This is a genomic window from Hoeflea sp. IMCC20628 (genome assembly GCF_001011155.1).
GTDB lineage: Bacteria > Pseudomonadota > Alphaproteobacteria > Rhizobiales > Rhizobiaceae > Hoeflea.
On record NZ_CP011479.1, the window covers coordinates 331,776 to 347,217 of the forward strand.

Below are 15,442 nucleotides of genomic sequence, written 5' to 3' on the forward strand. Positions count from 1 at the left end.
CCTCAGGCCTGGCAGGCCAGGAAGGTCCGCTCGAGCTTCTCGCGGTCGAGATCCCGGCCGATGAAGACGATGCGACTTTCGCGCTTTTCGTCTTCTTTCCAGGCGCGCTGATGGTCGCCTTCGACGATCATGTGGATGCCCTGGATGATGTAGCGGTCGGCATCGTCCTCAAAGGCGATAATGCCCTTGAGCCGGAGAATGTTGGGACCATCCAGCTGGGTGATCTTTTCAATCCAGGGAAAGAACCGCTTCGGGTTGAGCGGCCCTGCACGCAACGAGATCGATTCAATGGTTGCATCGTGAATATCGGACGGCGCGGCATGATCATGATGGCTGTGGCCGTGGTGGTCATGATCGTGCCCGTGGTGATGGTGGTCGTGATCGCAATCCGGGGTGCAGGCATGATCGGGGTGATCGTGATCGAGGAAATGCGGATCGTTGTCGAGCGCCCGGCTGAGATCAAAAGCGCCACGGTCAAGCACGGCATCCAGCGGCACGGCGGCACGTTCGGTGCGGTGAATGCGGGCTGACGGATTGATCGCCCGCACAGTCCGCTCGATGGCTTCCAGCTGTTCCGGCGTCACCAGATCAGTCTTGTTGAGAATGACTACGTCGGCGAAGGCGATCTGGTCTTCGGCTTCGCGGCTGTCCTTGAGGCGGGCCGGGAGATGCAGGGCGTCGACCAGTGCGACGACGGCGTCGAGCTTGGTCTTGGCGCGGACTTCTTCGTCCATGAAAAAGGTCTGGGCAACCGGCACTGGATCGGCCAGGCCGGTGGTTTCGACGATGATGGCGTCAAAGCGGCCCGGACGGCGCATAAGACCTTCGACGACGCGGATCAGGTCGCCGCGAACGGTGCAGCAGACGCAGCCATTGTTCATTTCGTAGATTTCCTCGTCGGACTCCACGATCAGGTCATTGTCGATGCCGATTTCGCCGAATTCGTTGACGATCACGGCATAGCGCTTGCCATGAGGTTCGGAGAGAATCCGGTTGAGCAGGGTGGTTTTTCCGGCGCCGAGATAGCCGGTCAGCACGGTCACGGGGATCGGAGCCACGGGGGTGGAGATTGGCGCTTCGCTCATGAGTTCTCTCTGTCAGCAATGGGTGTTTGAACCCCATATAGGCGCTTCGCCTGGCTTATGCCACTCACAAGGAGATGATGTGGTTGGCCAGAGCCAATCCGGACTGGTGCGCGGCCTCTGCCCGTGCCTCGATGCACCAGTCACCACAGGCAAACAGCGTGTTGTCCGAATTGGCGAGAAAAGGTTGTCCCAGCGGTTTCTCCACCAGTGCGTAAAGCCAACGGTGAAGCTCGAAGTGAACAGGTTCAGGGTGATTTGAACCAAGGCCCGTGGTCTCCCTCATTGCTTTGATCATTTCCAGAGCAACCGTTTCGCGGTGGTTTTGAAGATTGGCTTTCGACCATTCCGGCGTGGCATGCAGCACATAGGTCTCGCCGGTCCGGCCCGGTTTGGAACCATTTCGCACAATCAGTCCAAGCACGTCACCCGGCTGACCGCGTATGAGATCCGGCACGGAGTCCAGTGCGGCATCAAAGGCCAGCATGGCTGTCCAGCAAGGCGCCATTCCGACTTTATCCAAGGGCGCGAAGGCGGGATCAAGCGGGCCAAGAAGGGCATGAGCCTGCGGGGCCGGTATCGCAGCCACTATTTTTGACGCGGAGAAGTGGGTTTGTGTTCCGTCACTGTTTTTCGCGTGGACAACAAAGCCACCGCCCTGCCTGAGGATACGTGTCGCCTGCGCTCCGAGCCTTATGTCGAGGCCCTGAGCCAGCGCCTTGCCAAGCGTCGACATGCCAGGTTGCCCAACCCACCAGGGGCGCGCGCTGTCCTTGCCGTCAGGTGCCCATTCTGACGATTTGCCACTCTGCGTGAGTTGATTGACCAGAGCGGTAAATTCCGGCGTGCGGCTGGTGATGTACTGCGCGCCATGGTCGAAATCACCGTGCTCGCTGCGACGCGTTGAGAGTCTGCCTCCGGGCGATCTGGATTTCTCAAGCAGGAGCACCTTCTTGTGGCTGTCGACCAGATATCGAGCGAGGCTCAGACCTGCCAGTCCAGCACCTATGACAAGGATATCAGCGTCGATCATGTGATTTGTCCATCTGTTCACCTGCGGCCACGTCATCTCCTCAGAAACTAGAAATATCCTGAGCAATTCAAGCTGATGTCTCTGACGCCTCCTGGACGGCCTCCAGGCCTGGTTCCGGTTGGTCGCCCTGGAAACAGCTTAGGTGAGGTCATCCACATCGAATTCGGCCATGTCCGAGAGCAATTCGCTGAGTCCGCGCACGGCGTGAGCGAGAATGGCCTCACCTTTTTCTGCCGTCGCCTGGCTGGCCTTGCCGGCTGCGCCGTCCTTGTTCAGATCTGACATTTTCCAGCCGAAAGCGTGCGGGCCATAGGCGCGCAGATGGGTGAACTGCGCGGCATAATCCGACTGTCGCGAGGGGAAATCCTGCAATGCGTCTAGCCGGACAAGATCCGGGCGAATGGCCAGCATCACCGAGGTTTCGATGTCGCCTGCATGGATGTCGAGAGATTTCTCCTCCGGGCTGATGATGTCGGCTGGAACGCCAAACCGGGTCCAGCTTGTCGCAACCACCAGCATGTTGAAGCGCACCCGCGCTTCAGTGGCCACGACAGTCAGCAGCGGCGAATTTCCACCATGGGCGTTAAGCAGCATCATGCGGTGGATGCCGCGATCAGCGCATGTTGCAGCGATGGCGAGCCAGCGCTCGATTGCCTCGTTATAGGTAAGGCTTCGTGTGCCTGACACATCCATATGTTCGATGGAGTAGCCAACTGATTCGACCGGCAGCAGAGCCAGATCTACAGACGCTGGCGCAGTGACAAGCAGTCGTTGCGCCACCGCCTGGGCGATCAGCGCGTCTGTCTCAAACGGGAGGTGCGGACCATGTTGTTCATGGGCACCCAGGGGAAGGATGGCGATTGGCACGGATTGTGTGGGCATAAGGTGGTTTTTCCACTCAGGCTTGGTTAGGGTTTGAACCCTAGGGTGATGGAACAAAGGCCGCAAGAAGGAGCTGTCCATGTCCGGTAAAAAGAAGAACAAGAACAAGAAGTCGAAAAAGGCTGATCAGGCAGAAGCGCTCTCGATGATCAACCAGGTCGCCCGGAACGCCCGGACTGCGCTGTCGCGCCATTTGCTCGATATCGGGCTTTATGCCGGGCAGGATTCGGTGATGCTGGCACTGGACGAACATGATGGACAGACGCCGGGGGCAATAGCCGCCTTGCTCGGGGTCAAGGCTCCGACCATCACCAAGACCATAGGTCGACTTGCTGCTCAAGGCTTTGTGCGGCGACAGGGGTCGCCGAATGATGGGCGGATGATGCTGGTGTTCCTGACCGATGCGGGCCGGGATCAGATCAGATCGGTCCGAAAATCGCAGCGCCGGGCAGAGAAGGCGGCCTTCACGGGGCTGACGAAGAAAGATATCGCGCAGCTTCTCGATCTTTTGGCGCAGGTTGACACCAACATAGCTGCAACACTGGGGATTGCTGCTACGGCATCGGGTAACAAAACCTCCGAAATCCAGCCGCAGCAAGAAGCCGATGCCAGTGCAATGGTCGAGGGTAACCCGTCTTCGCAAACTGACTGATTGCCAGTCCGGTTTAAACCTTTTAAGTTTGTTTAAACGGTTGAATCGGGGCAGCGCCTCGACAGGGGAATTTGCATTTGGCTCAGAAAATTAAACTCTCCACCATTGCGGAGGCCTTGGGGCTTTCAACAGCAACGGTCTCTCTGGCGTTGCGTGACAGCCCGCTTGTCGCGGATGTGACGCGGGATCGCATCAAGGAGAAGGCGATAGAGCTCGGTTATATCTACAATCGCCGGGCGGCTTCGCTGAGAACATCGCGATCGGGGATTATCGGCGTCGTGGTGCACGACATCATGAACCCGTTTTACGCGGAAATTCTGAAGGCGATCGAGACCGAACTCGACCGTAGCCGGCAAACCTTCATTCTTTCCAATCATTATGATTCGGTCGAAAAGCAGCGCAACTTCATTGAGACATTGCTGCAACTGGGCGGTGACGGCGTGATCATGTCGCCAGCGATTGGAACGCCGGCGTCGGACATCCGGCTTGCTGAGGACAACGGCATGCCTGCCATTCTGATCGCGCGTTCGGTCCCGGAAATCGATGTGCCGACCTTTCGCGGCGACGATGCATACGGAACGTCGCTTGCGACCAATCACCTGATCAGCCTGGGCCATACTCGTATCGCCATGATCGGTGGCACCGATCACACATCGACCGGGCGGGATCGTTATGCGGGCTACGCCGACGCTCTCAGAAAGGCCGGCATCGAAGTCGACCCGGCGTTGAGGATTTCAGGACCGCGCACCAAGCAAAGCGGTTTTGAGGCGGCTGTGAATTTCCTCGCCAATCCGCTCAAACCGACAGCAGCGGTCTGCTGGAATGATCTCGTGGCCATAGGCATGATGAATGGCATTGCCCGCGCAGGGCTTGTACCAGGAAAGGATATATCAGTGACTGGATATGACGACCTCGAGGAAGCGGCGATCGCAACACCGGCGCTGACCACGGTCTGGAACGGACAATCCGAAGTGGGACGCTTTGCAGCACGGGCGCTGCTCGACAAACTCAATGGCTCAAGCGAAGCAGATGGTCTGCATTTGATCAAGCCGGAGATGCGGATACGGCAGTCAACCTCACCGCTCAATCCGGGAGCAGGCCGATGAGCGCCGCGGGTTCGACAGTCCTGATCCCTGGCGGGATCCATGCCCGCGTCCGGGAACGGATTGAAGCTGAGTTTGATGCTGTGTCCATTGCTGCAGCCGACGCAGCACTGATGACCCCGGAAGCCAGGGCGAAGATCAGCGGCATTGCCTGTGCGACGGTCATTACATCCGATTTCATCGACGCGTTTCCGAATCTGTCGATCATCGCCAGTTTCGGGGTTGGCTATGATGCAGTGGACGCCAAACATGCCGCAACGCGGGGTATCATGGTCACCAATACGCCGGACGTTCTGTCGGATGAGGTTGCTGACACGACCGTTGGTCTGTTGCTCAATACGCTGCGTGAGTTTCCAAAGGCCGAGGCCTATCTGCGTGCTGGCCGGTGGGTGGCGGAAGGTTCCTACCCACTGACGTCGCTGACCTTGAGGGGGCGGACAGTCGGCATATTCGGGCTTGGACGGATCGGTCTTGCCATCGCCCGGCGGCTCGAAGCCTTCGGTTTGCCGATCAATTATCATACCCGCACCAAGCGCAATGATGTCGATTACCCATGGCATGACAACTTGGCCGGGCTGGCCTCGGTTGTCGACACGCTGATTGTGGTCGTGCCAGGTGGCGCTGCGACAGAGAAGGCCGTGAATGCCGACATTCTTGCTGCGCTTGGTCCGAAAGGAGTGCTGATCAGTGTCGGCCGCGGATCGACAATCGATGAGCCGGCGCTGATTGCGGCGCTAGCCGATCACAAGATTGCCGCCGCCGGCCTTGATGTTTTTGCCGATGAGCCAAATGTGCCGCAGGCGCTGATGGAATTGCCAAATGTCAGCCTGCTGCCTCATGTGGCGTCGGCATCGGTATCGACACGCAACGCCATGGCCGATCTGGTGGTGGATAATCTCGCGGCCTGGCTTGATGGCCGCCCGGCGATTACCGCGGTTCCCGAATGCGCGGGTCTGGATAGAAAACCAGCATGAATACCTGGCCGAGGCTGCGTGAGCTTACTCTGCAGCCTCGGCGACGCGGGCATGTCTGGCCCGGACCGCATCGCCAAAGGCAGCGAAAATCTTGTCCGAGATAGCGTCGCTGCCGACCCAGTATTCCGGGTGCCATTGCACGCCGATGGCAAAGCCTGGTGCGCCGATGACACTGACAGCCTCGACGGTGCCATCTTCGGCGACGGCTTCGACAGCCAGCCGCGGCGCCAGTTTCGATATTGCCTGGCGGTGAAGTGAGTTCACTTGCACCTCGCCATCTCCGACGATCGAAGCGAGGCAGCTGCCTTCCTTCACCTGGATCGAATGTCGAATAGCAAACGCAGCATTGCGATCTTCGGTCTCGGGTTTGCGGTGATCGATCCGCCCCGGAAGGTCCTGTATTTCAGTGGCGAGCGAGCCGCCAAGCGCGACATTGAGTTCCTGAATGCCGCGGCAGATGGCCAGTAGGGGTATGCCACGCTCGATGGACCGGCGAATCAGCGCCATGCTCAGCAGGTCACGGGCCGGATCGAACGGGCCGTGGTTTTCGGTCTCGTCCTCTCCGTAGTTGGAGGGGTGCACATTGGTGCGGGAGCCGGATATCAAGACACCGTCGACGCGATCCAGCACCATGTCCACATCGGTTCCGTCCGCCAGGGCCGGAACTATCAGCGGCAGAACATTTGATCCGTTGACCGCTGCCATGATGTATTGATCAGGTGCTGCGTGCCATGTGTATCCATCGAAACTGCGGATGTCGGCCGGAACCGCAACAAGTCCACTGTGCATTGCATCATCCCTCTGATCTGTGGATCTGCCGGTATGTAACACGGCTCGTGTGGTTTTCCCGCTTCAGGCGATCTTTGTCAATTCGCCAGATGGCTGGTTTGGATGCAATAATCAAAGGTTCTCCGGGTTCAGATCCATGAAACGATTGACTGGCCAAAAATACTGACCATTGCCTCGGTATTTGCCGCCTTTCGCTTGAAAGGCCTGTCACAACATGGTTATGTCCAGCAAGGTCGCCGGGCTCTCAAACATGAATAATCACTCGGGCTCGCGACTTCGTTTCAACTGGGAGGTTTTTATGGATCGTCGTTCCTTTATCAAGAAGGCTGGGGTCGCTGGTGCAGGCGCTGCAGCAGCAACCACACTGGCCGCACCGGCCATTGCGCAGACAATGCCGAAAATCACATGGCGTTGTTCTTCGGGTTTCCCGAAAGCGCTGGACACCATTTACGGCGCAGCCGAAGTTTTCGCCCAGGCCGTTTCCGAAGCCACCGATGGCAATTTCGAAATCGAAACCTACGGCGCCGGAGAGATCATTGGTGCGCTTGAAGGCGCTGACGCGGTTCGCGACGGCACCATCGAAATGGCGCACACGGCTTCGTACTACTTCTTCGGCAAGGACCCCACATGGGCGTTCGGCACCGGCGTTCCTTTCGGTCTCAACCAGCGCATGACCAATGGCTGGCTCTATGAGGGCGGCGGGCTGGACCTGCTCAACAACGAATTCTATGCCGACAACAACATGATTGCTTTCCCTGCTGGTAACACCGGCGCCCAGATGGGCGGTTGGTTTCGTAAGGAAATCAACACTGTTGCCGATATGCAGGGCCTCAAATTCCGCATCGGCGGTTTTGGTGGACGCATCATCCAGGAAGTCGGCGTTGTGCCGCAGAACATTCCAGGTGGCGACATCTATGCCGCGCTTGAAAAGGGCACCATCGATGCGGCCGAGTTTGTCGGTCCTTATGATGACTCCAAGCTGGGCTTCAACAAGGTTGCTCCGTACTACTACTATCCTGGTTGGTGGGAAGGCGGCGTGACGCTGATGAACCTGATCAATCTGGACAAGTGGAACGAATTGCCAAGCGCCTACAAGGGCGTCGTCAAGTCGGCCTCCGCGCTGGCCAACAGCGTCATGATGGCACGTTACGACACCTTGAACCCGCCAGCTTTGAAGAAGCTGGTATCGGAAGGTACGAAGCTGCGTCCTTACAGCCTCGAGATCCTGGAAGCCTGCTTCAATGCAGCCAACAAGGTCTATGCTGAAATCGGTTCCGAGAATGCCAAGTTCAAGAAAATTCATGACAGCTACATGGGTTATCGCGGCGATGGTTACCTCTGGTTCCAGCTGGCCGAATACAACATGGACACGTTCATGATGATTCAGCAGCGCGCCGGCAAGCTCTAAGAGAGCTCATTCCAGGCAAAGCCTTCAAGGCCCCGGGACCTTCAGGTCCCGGGGCTTTTTCGTGTGCGGATGTCTTTGGTTCGCGGCCAGATGGGCTGAGAGATCCTATTGATTTCGTCCCTGTACCTGGCCGCGTTCAGGGGGAACACGCACGAAACCGTAGCCCTGCAAGCCAAGTCAATGACCTCCGGTTTCGCAACCTTCTTCCGCCGGCAAGCTGATCGCCAGAAGCTTGTCAGGTTGATTGCGCACGAAAAACCCGGCGATGATTACCGCCGGGTTTTTTGTGGTCTGCACAGAGGGACTGGTCAGTTAAAGTTTGGCAACCCGGTTGCGCCGCCCGGCGCGGGAAGCCCTCCGGGCGCCGGCAAGACGTCATTGCCCGTTGGTTTGGAGGGTTCTCCAAAGCTTGGCATTGCCGGCATGCCACCATTGTCGGGTTCACCGATGTTCGGTGTACCTGGCAGGCTGAGGCCTCCGCCCAGCCTTAGTCCCGAGCCAGGCAAGCCAAACCCACCACCGCCGATATCATTGATCGCATTATCTATATCACTCTGATTCATCATCACAGGATCAGTCTTGTAGTGGGTCACAAGGCCTGGGAAGGCGATCAGAATACCCAGCATGACGATCTGAATGATGATGAAGGGCAGCGTTCCGGTGTAGATCGCTCTTGTTGTAATCGGCTCAATCATTCGATCCGTGGTTTTGTCAAACCAGGCTTTGATTGGCGCCACTGACCGCAGATAGAAGAGCGCGAAACCAAACGGCGGCGTCAGGAAACTGGCCTGCAGGTTGAAGCCTATCAGCACGCCGAACCAGATCAGGTCGATACCAAGCTTATCCGCCACGGGAGCCAGCAGCGGTACCAGAATGAAGGCGATTTCGAAGAAGTCCAGGAAGCAGCCGAGGATGAAAATGATGATCGAGACCGAGATCAGGAATCCGGTCTCGCCACCTGGCAAGCCCAACATCAGATCTTCCACCCAACGGTCGCCGGCAATGCCGTAAAAGGTGAGTGAGAAAACGCGTGCACCGATGAGGATGAACATCACGAAAGTTGCCAGTTTCGTGGTGGAATCCAGTGCCTGGAGAAGTGTTTTCAAGTCCAGCCGGCGCTTCATCAAAGACATGATCAGTGCACCGGTGGCACCCATGGCGCCGCCTTCCGTGGGCGTTGCGATGCCCAGAAAGATGGTGCCGAGAACCAGGAAGATCAGCGCAAGTGGCGGGATCAGCACGATAACGACCTGTTCGGCCATTTTCGACAGAAACCCCAGCTTCATCGTGCGATTGAGCAGTGCAAAGGCATAGGGGATGATTGTGGCAACCAAGGCTGCCCAGACCACCTGGATCTCATAGCGCAGATGTTCGAAGACATAAAAGTAGCAAACCAGGAACAGCATGACTGCAGTTCCAAGGATAATGAACAGCGAACGGCCACCATTGCCCAGTGGCCGTGCTTCCGGCGGCAGGGCAGGCACCCATTGCGGTTTGATCAAGGTAATGGCGAAAATGTAGGCGCAGTACATTCCGACGACAATCATCGCTGGAAAAAAGGCACCGACATACATGTCGCCCACCGAACGGCCAAGTTGGTCGGCCATGACGATGAGGACAAGTGAAGGTGGGACAATCTGCGCCAGCGTGCCGGAAGCTGCAATCGTGCCAGCCGCAAGCCCGGGATGGTAGTTGTAGCGCATCATGATCGGCAGGGAGATCAGGCCCATGGCAATGACTGATGCCGCGACGACGCCCGTGGTTGCAGCAAGCAGGGCTCCAACGAGGACAACGGCAAACGCCAGTCCACCACGAAGATTTCCGAAAAGCTGACCGATGGTGTCGAGCAGATCTTCGGCCATGCGAGACCGCTCAAGAATAAGTCCCATGAAGGTAAAAAACGGGATCGCCAGCAGCGTATCGTTACGCATGATGTCGAAGACGCGGTTCATGTTGGCTTGAGCCAAAGGCCAGAAAAGCCGGATTTCCGGTGAAATGTGGCTCAGTTCGACGCCAGCCACAAAAAAGTACATGCCGCCAGCGGCAAGCGTGAAGGCAACCGGATAACCGATCAGCAGCATCGCCATCACGGTGATAAACATGATCGGCGCAAGGTTGTGGGCGATGAAATCAAGCATCGGTGCGGCCCTTCATGTCCGTGGCTGCTTCTACTTGCGGCGGCATCGAATGATCATGGCCGGGTTCATCTTCAATGATGCCGCGAATAATTGCGATGCGTTTGATGATCTCGGACACCGCCTGCGCGGTCAGCAGAATGAAACCGAGAAGCACGCTCGCCTTGGCTGGCCATATGATCAGGCCACCGGCATTGCTGGACATTTCACCACTCTGGAATGAGCGCCAGAAGAACGGCCAGGCCAGATAGGTCATCATCAGGCAGAACGGCAGCAGAAACAGGAAGTGACCGAACAGGTCGATCCAGTCACGCGCCCGCTTGGAGAGGTTGCCGGCCAGTACATCAATGCGGACATGCTCATTTTTGCGCAGTGTATAACCCGCAGCGAGCATGAAGACCGCGCCGAACAAGTACCACTGGACTTCCAGCCAGGCATTTGACGACATGTCGAACATTTTGCGGATGGTCGCATTGCCTGCGCTGATCAGCACGGCGGCCAGCACAAGCCAGGACACATTGCGACCGACAAACTCGTTGATCCGGTCAATGAACCGGCTCAATGTTAAAAGACTTCCCATTTTTTCCTCCTGGTCAGTTCACCTCCAATTGATAGGAGTGTGATCAACCATGGTTCCCATTGTTCATGCATAGCACCTAAGTGGAGCGGCGCCAGTCCATATCAGGAGAAAGGCATACAACGCAACGAGTGGTGCACTAATCTTACCAGTTCAAATCTGGCCCCAGGTGGCGTCTTTTCACGCTTGCGGCTATACCGTCGTTGAATCGAAGCTGAAAGGGGACCCATGTGGCTGCAGGCGAATTGTTTGATATGTCAGGCGAGGTTGCACTGATAACCGGTGGCGGCACCGGAATCGGCTTTGCCTTGGCGCGGGCGCTGGCGATAAATGGTGCAACTGTTGCACTTGCCGGAAATGAACCGGACAGTTTGCAGGCCGCAGTTGAAGCCATTGCCGCTTGTGGTGGACGCGCCATTTCAGTGGCTCTTGATGTGCGTCAGGACGAGATGATTGTCTCGGCATTTGATCAGGTCGAAAACGCCCTCGGCCCTGTAGGCGTGCTGGTCAACAGTGCCGGTATCGCGCATCGCGACAAAGCGACACATCTCTCGCGAGAAACCTTTCAAAATGTCATGTCGGTCAACGTCGATAGTGCCTTCATGGTGGCGCAAGAGGCTGCCCGGCGCATGATCCGTGATGGTCGCAGCGGATCGATTATAAATGTTTCCAGCATTTTGTCTGAAGTGCCGGTCCGTCAGGTGGCGGCCTACGGCACATCCAAGGCGGCGCTAAGTCATCTGACCCGCTGTCTGGCACTGGAATGGGCAAAGCATAATATCCGGGTCAACGAAATCCGCCCGGGCTGGTTTGACAGCGCGCTGACAGACCGCTTTCTCAAAGGACCGGCCGCCAAGGTGATGGCGTCCCAGACTCCGCTCGGGCGCCTGGGTGATTTCCGTGATCTGGATGGAGCGGTATTGCTTCTGGCTTCCAAAGCCGGCGTTTACATGACCGGCAGCGCCATCACTGTGGATGGCGGTTATTCCGTCAACCACTGATTCGGTCGCCACAGGTTTTTCAGGCGACAGAAAATTACGTATGCCACATCTTGCCGATCGTCTGATTGCGCAGTCTGGCTCTGGCCATGAATTCGATTGACCGACGGGCAAACTGGCCCAACTATCATCGTCAAAGTCGCGAGCCAATTGAGCTCGCGATCTGCGTCGGGTCAGGCTTGATCCGGACGATGGTGGTTTGAGGAGGCCGTAAATGACAGCGCATGATGTATCGCTCGACGACAAGTTCGATCTTACCAAGGATCGGATTTTTGTCACCGGATCTCAGGCCGTCGTCCGCCTTCTTATGATGCAACATGAGCGCGACCGCCTCGCCGGGCTGAACACTGCCGGCTTTGTGTCCGGGTATCGCGGCTCCCCGCTTGGCGGCCTGGACCAGCAGATCATGCATGCGCAGCGGCACTTGTCAGCGCGAAACATTGTTTTCCAACCCGGGTTGAATGAGGAACTCGCCGCCACCGCCTGCTGGGGCTCACAGCAATCGGGTCTGGACGGAACCGGGAAGTATGATGGCGTATTCGGTCTCTGGTATGGCAAGGGGCCCGGCGTGGACAGGTCCGGTGATGTGTTTCGCCATGCAAATCTCGCGGGTTCGTCCCGGCATGGTGGCGTATTGGCGCTTATGGGAGACGACCACACAGCCGAAAGCTCCACCAACGCTCATCAGACAGAATTCAATTTCGTCGATACCATGATCCCGATTCTCAATCCGGCCGGCGTGCAGGAGATGATTGATTACGGACTTCACGGATTTGCAATGTCCCGGTTTGCCGGCACGTGGGCCGCTCTCAAATGCGTCAAGGACAATGTGGAATCGACCGCGTCGGTTGATGCCGGTCTTGATCGCCTGAAGATCATTCTTCCCGATTTTGCAGTGCCGCCGGGGGGGCTGAATATTCGGGCGAACGATCTGGATTTCCTCGGCCAGGAGATGCGGCTTCATGAATACAAACGCGATGCGGCCAGCGCCTATATAAGGGCCAACGGGCTCAACCGGATCATCTATTCGGGTGGCGCCAACGCCAAGATCGGTATTTTGACTGTTGGCAAGAATTACCTGGACGTGCGCCAGGCTCTTGATGATCTGGGGATTGATGAGGCGCGCGCCAACAAGATTGGTGTCCGGCTTTTCAAGGTGGCCTGTCCGTGGCCGTTTGACCTGGCTGATATGGCCGAATTTGTCGATGGCCTGGATATGGTGATCGTGGTTGAAGAAAAACGTTCGCTTCTGGAAAGCCAGTTGCGTGAAGCCCTTTACGGGACGGCGCGCCAGCCGGTGGTGGTTGGCAAGCGAGACGAGCGGGGCGACTGGTTGTTCCCGGTCAAGGGGGCGCTTGATCCCAATGACATCGCGGTCGCCGTGGGTGAACGTGTACTCAGGGTCGTCGGTCATGCCGAAGACATTGACGCAAAGGTCAAACGCATTCGCCAGTTCCAGAGCATGCTGGCGACTGTCACGGACGTGGCCTCGCGCACGCCCTATTTCTGTTCCGGCTGCCCGCACAACAGCTCGACAAAGGTTCCTGAAGGATCAATTGCGGCTGCAGGCATCGGCTGTCATTTCATGGCGCTGTGGATGGATCGTGACACGGTGGGGTTCACCCAGATGGGCGGGGAGGGCGCGCAGTGGGTTGGCCAGGCTCCCTTCACTACACGCGATCATATTTTCCAGAACCTCGGCGACGGCACTTACAATCACTCAGGTGTGCTGGCGTTGCGCTTTGCCATCGCATCGAAAGCCAACATCACCTACAAGATCCTCTATAATGACGCCGTTGCGATGACCGGCGGGCAGGCGCATGAGGGCGGCCTCACCGCTGACGCCATTGCACGGCAGGTTCGTGCAGAAGGTGTCGATCGGATAGCGCTGGTGAGCGATGATCCGCACCGGTATCCCGCAGGCACGGTCTGGCCTGCTTCTATGAGTGTTCATCACCGCACCGAGCTTGATGCCGTGCAACGCGAGTTGCGTGACGTGCCGGGTGTGTCAGTCCTGCTTTATGATCAGACTTGTGCTGCCGAAAAGCGGCGCCGCAGAAAGCGCGGCACCTATCCCGATCCGGACAAGCGGGTCATCATCAATGAACTGGTATGCGAGGGGTGTGGTGATTGTGGCGTCAAATCGAACTGCGTGTCGATCCAGCCTGTCGACACCGAATTCGGGCGCAAGCGCCGGATTGACCAATCCAGTTGCAACAAGGATTTTTCCTGTGTGGAGGGGTTCTGCCCGTCCTTCGTCACCGTTCACGGTGCGCGGATCCGCAAGACCGACAGTTCTGTTCTCAAATCTGCGCCGGATCCGTTGATCGGACTGCCGGTGCCGGACATTGCACCGCTTGATCGCGGGTGGGCTTCGATCATTGACGGCATCGGGGGGACGGGCGTCGTCACCGTCGGCGCCATTCTGGGCATGGCTGCGCATCTTGAGGGGAAGGGCTGTGGCATGATCGACATGGCCGGGCTTGCCCAGAAAGGCGGGGCTGTGTTCTCGCATGTCCGGATCGCGCGATCACCCGAAGATATTCAGGCCATCCGGATATCAGCAGGCAAGGCGGATCTGGTTCTGGGCTGCGATCTGGTGGTGTCAGGATCACGAAAGGTGCTGGCCTCGGTGCGTGAGGGCGAGACGGCATTCTTGGTCAACACCAGTGAAGTCATGCCGGGTGAATTTACCCGCGATGTGAATTTCTCGTTGCCGACCGAGCGGCTCAAGCAGGCGATTGTCAAATCTGCCGGCATCGAGCGCACCAGCTTCTTCAACGCGACACAGGCCGCAACCCGGTTGTTCGGCAATGCGATTGCAGCGAACATGTTCATGCTTGGCATGGCGTCCCAGAAGGGCGCTTTGCCTCTCTCTCCCGAGTCCGTCGAGCAAGCCATTCGACTTAATGGTCAGGCCGTGGCCATGAACATTGAAGCGTTCCGCTGGGGCCGCAAGGCCGGACACGACCCGCAATCGGTGCTGGCGATTGTCGGCGACGCGCTTCCGGTTTCAGATGGAGCAACAGAAGAGTCGGTCGCCGATCTCGTGGATCGGCGCGCGGATTTTCTGCGGGACTATCAAAACGAGGCATGGGCAGCCAGATACCGTCAGATCCTGCGCCCGCTTATCGAAGCGGAGACACTTGTCTCTGGCCGACCCGGATCGGTATCGGCAGCGGCGGCTAGGTCGCTGTTCAAGCTGATGGCAATCAAGGACGAATACGAAGTGGCGCGGCTTTACAGCGACGGCAGTTTCAAGCGTCAACTCTACAAGCAGTTCGAGAGCTTCACCAAGCTGGAATATCACATGGCGCCACCGGTGCTGGGTCGAAAAGACGCCAAGGGTCATCCGATCAAAACATCGTTTGGCCGCGGAATGACGGCGCTTTTCCCTGTGCTTTCAAGGCTGAAGGTTCTTCGTGGCACGCCGTTGGATGTGTTCGGTTACAGCGCTGAACGGCGGATGGAGCGCCAGCTTGTTTCAGAGTTCAACACGGACCTGGAGGAAGCGACACGTCTTCTGCGGCCTGACAACGCGCCCCAGATCGCTGAATTCCTATCTTATCCGATGGGTATTACCGGGTATGGCCACGTTAAAATCCGCAACAAGGAACAGGTCATTTTGAAGAAGGAAACTCTGCTGCGCTCTATTCACGAGGGGAGTGCAGCCGGGCACGCCATTGCTGCCGAGTAGCTGGATAGCGTGTTGCCATAAATAGCGGTTCGAGCAGTGTGGTTGCTTCCAGCAGGGCAGTTGATCTGCCGATGCGTCATCGCGAGACGCGAATGACGCTGCGCTCATCTCA

Annotated in this window: 12 protein-coding genes; 6 read left to right on the plus strand and 6 right to left on the minus strand. The window is 57.6% G+C overall.

What is annotated here, in order from left to right; all coding sequences use genetic code 11:
- Positions 1–2: 2 nt before the first annotated feature.
- The 3 genes from IMCC20628_RS01545 to IMCC20628_RS01555 all read right to left on the minus strand — a co-directional run bounded on the left by IMCC20628_RS01545 (position 3) and on the right by IMCC20628_RS01555 (position 3,054).
- Positions 3–1,085, minus strand: coding sequence for a GTP-binding protein (locus IMCC20628_RS01545; protein WP_047028733.1), 1,083 nt, complete (start codon positions 1,083–1,085; stop codon positions 3–5).
- A gap of 64 nt (positions 1,086–1,149) precedes the next feature.
- Positions 1,150–2,151, minus strand: coding sequence for an FAD-dependent oxidoreductase (locus IMCC20628_RS01550; RefSeq protein WP_082127961.1), 1,002 nt, complete (start codon positions 2,149–2,151; stop codon positions 1,150–1,152).
- A 102-nt stretch (positions 2,152–2,253) separates the two neighbouring features.
- A complete protein-coding gene (locus IMCC20628_RS01555) occupies positions 2,254–3,054 on the minus strand; it encodes a creatininase family protein (protein WP_280949436.1) in 801 nt (266 codons plus the stop codon).
- A gap of 22 nt (positions 3,055–3,076) precedes the next feature.
- Between IMCC20628_RS01555 and IMCC20628_RS01560 the strand changes: the two genes are divergently transcribed.
- The 3 genes from IMCC20628_RS01560 to IMCC20628_RS01570 all read left to right on the plus strand — a co-directional run bounded on the left by IMCC20628_RS01560 (position 3,077) and on the right by IMCC20628_RS01570 (position 5,726).
- Positions 3,077–3,649 carry a MarR family transcriptional regulator gene (locus IMCC20628_RS01560; RefSeq protein ID WP_082127962.1) on the plus strand — a complete coding sequence of 191 codons (573 nt, stop codon included), beginning with the start codon at positions 3,077–3,079 and terminating at the stop codon, positions 3,647–3,649.
- 77 nt (positions 3,650–3,726) lie between these two features.
- Positions 3,727–4,755 carry a LacI family DNA-binding transcriptional regulator gene (locus IMCC20628_RS01565; RefSeq protein WP_047028736.1) on the plus strand — a complete coding sequence of 343 codons (1,029 nt, stop codon included), beginning with the start codon at positions 3,727–3,729 and terminating at the stop codon, positions 4,753–4,755.
- Positions 4,752–5,726 (plus strand): 2-hydroxyacid dehydrogenase, encoded by a 975-nt coding sequence (locus tag IMCC20628_RS01570; RefSeq protein ID WP_047028737.1) that lies wholly within the window; start codon positions 4,752–4,754, stop codon positions 5,724–5,726. The genes IMCC20628_RS01565 and IMCC20628_RS01570 overlap by 4 nt, the downstream gene beginning before the upstream one ends.
- Positions 5,727–5,750: 24 nt before the next feature.
- Here IMCC20628_RS01570 and IMCC20628_RS01575 read toward each other — a convergent pair whose 3' ends face one another.
- Entirely contained in the window at positions 5,751–6,515 is a 765-nt protein-coding gene (locus IMCC20628_RS01575) for a gamma-glutamyl-gamma-aminobutyrate hydrolase family protein (protein WP_047028738.1), read from the minus strand.
- Positions 6,516–6,813: 298 nt separating this feature from the next.
- Between IMCC20628_RS01575 and IMCC20628_RS01580 the strand changes: the two genes are divergently transcribed.
- Positions 6,814–7,923 (plus strand): TRAP transporter substrate-binding protein, encoded by a 1,110-nt coding sequence (locus tag IMCC20628_RS01580; protein WP_047028739.1) that lies wholly within the window; start codon positions 6,814–6,816, stop codon positions 7,921–7,923.
- A 308-nt stretch (positions 7,924–8,231) separates the two neighbouring features.
- Here IMCC20628_RS01580 and IMCC20628_RS01585 read toward each other — a convergent pair whose 3' ends face one another.
- Both IMCC20628_RS01585 and IMCC20628_RS01590 read right to left on the minus strand, forming a co-directional pair.
- Positions 8,232–10,061 (minus strand): TRAP transporter large permease subunit, encoded by a 1,830-nt coding sequence (locus IMCC20628_RS01585; RefSeq protein ID WP_047028740.1) that lies wholly within the window; start codon positions 10,059–10,061, stop codon positions 8,232–8,234.
- On the minus strand, positions 10,054–10,638 hold the full coding sequence (locus IMCC20628_RS01590) for a TRAP transporter small permease subunit (protein WP_047028741.1): 585 nt from the start codon (positions 10,636–10,638) through the stop codon (positions 10,054–10,056). Before IMCC20628_RS01590 ends, IMCC20628_RS01585 begins: the two co-directional genes overlap by 8 nt.
- A gap of 227 nt (positions 10,639–10,865) precedes the next feature.
- Here IMCC20628_RS01590 and IMCC20628_RS01595 point away from each other — a divergent pair, with 227 nt between their 5' ends.
- Positions 10,866–11,636, plus strand: coding sequence for an SDR family oxidoreductase (locus IMCC20628_RS01595; protein ID WP_052766256.1), 771 nt, complete (start codon positions 10,866–10,868; stop codon positions 11,634–11,636).
- Positions 11,637–11,847: 211 nt separating this feature from the next.
- Positions 11,848–15,330 carry an indolepyruvate ferredoxin oxidoreductase family protein gene (locus tag IMCC20628_RS01600; RefSeq protein WP_047028742.1) on the plus strand — a complete coding sequence of 1,161 codons (3,483 nt, stop codon included), beginning with the start codon at positions 11,848–11,850 and terminating at the stop codon, positions 15,328–15,330.
- The last annotated feature ends 112 nt before the right edge of the window (positions 15,331–15,442 follow it).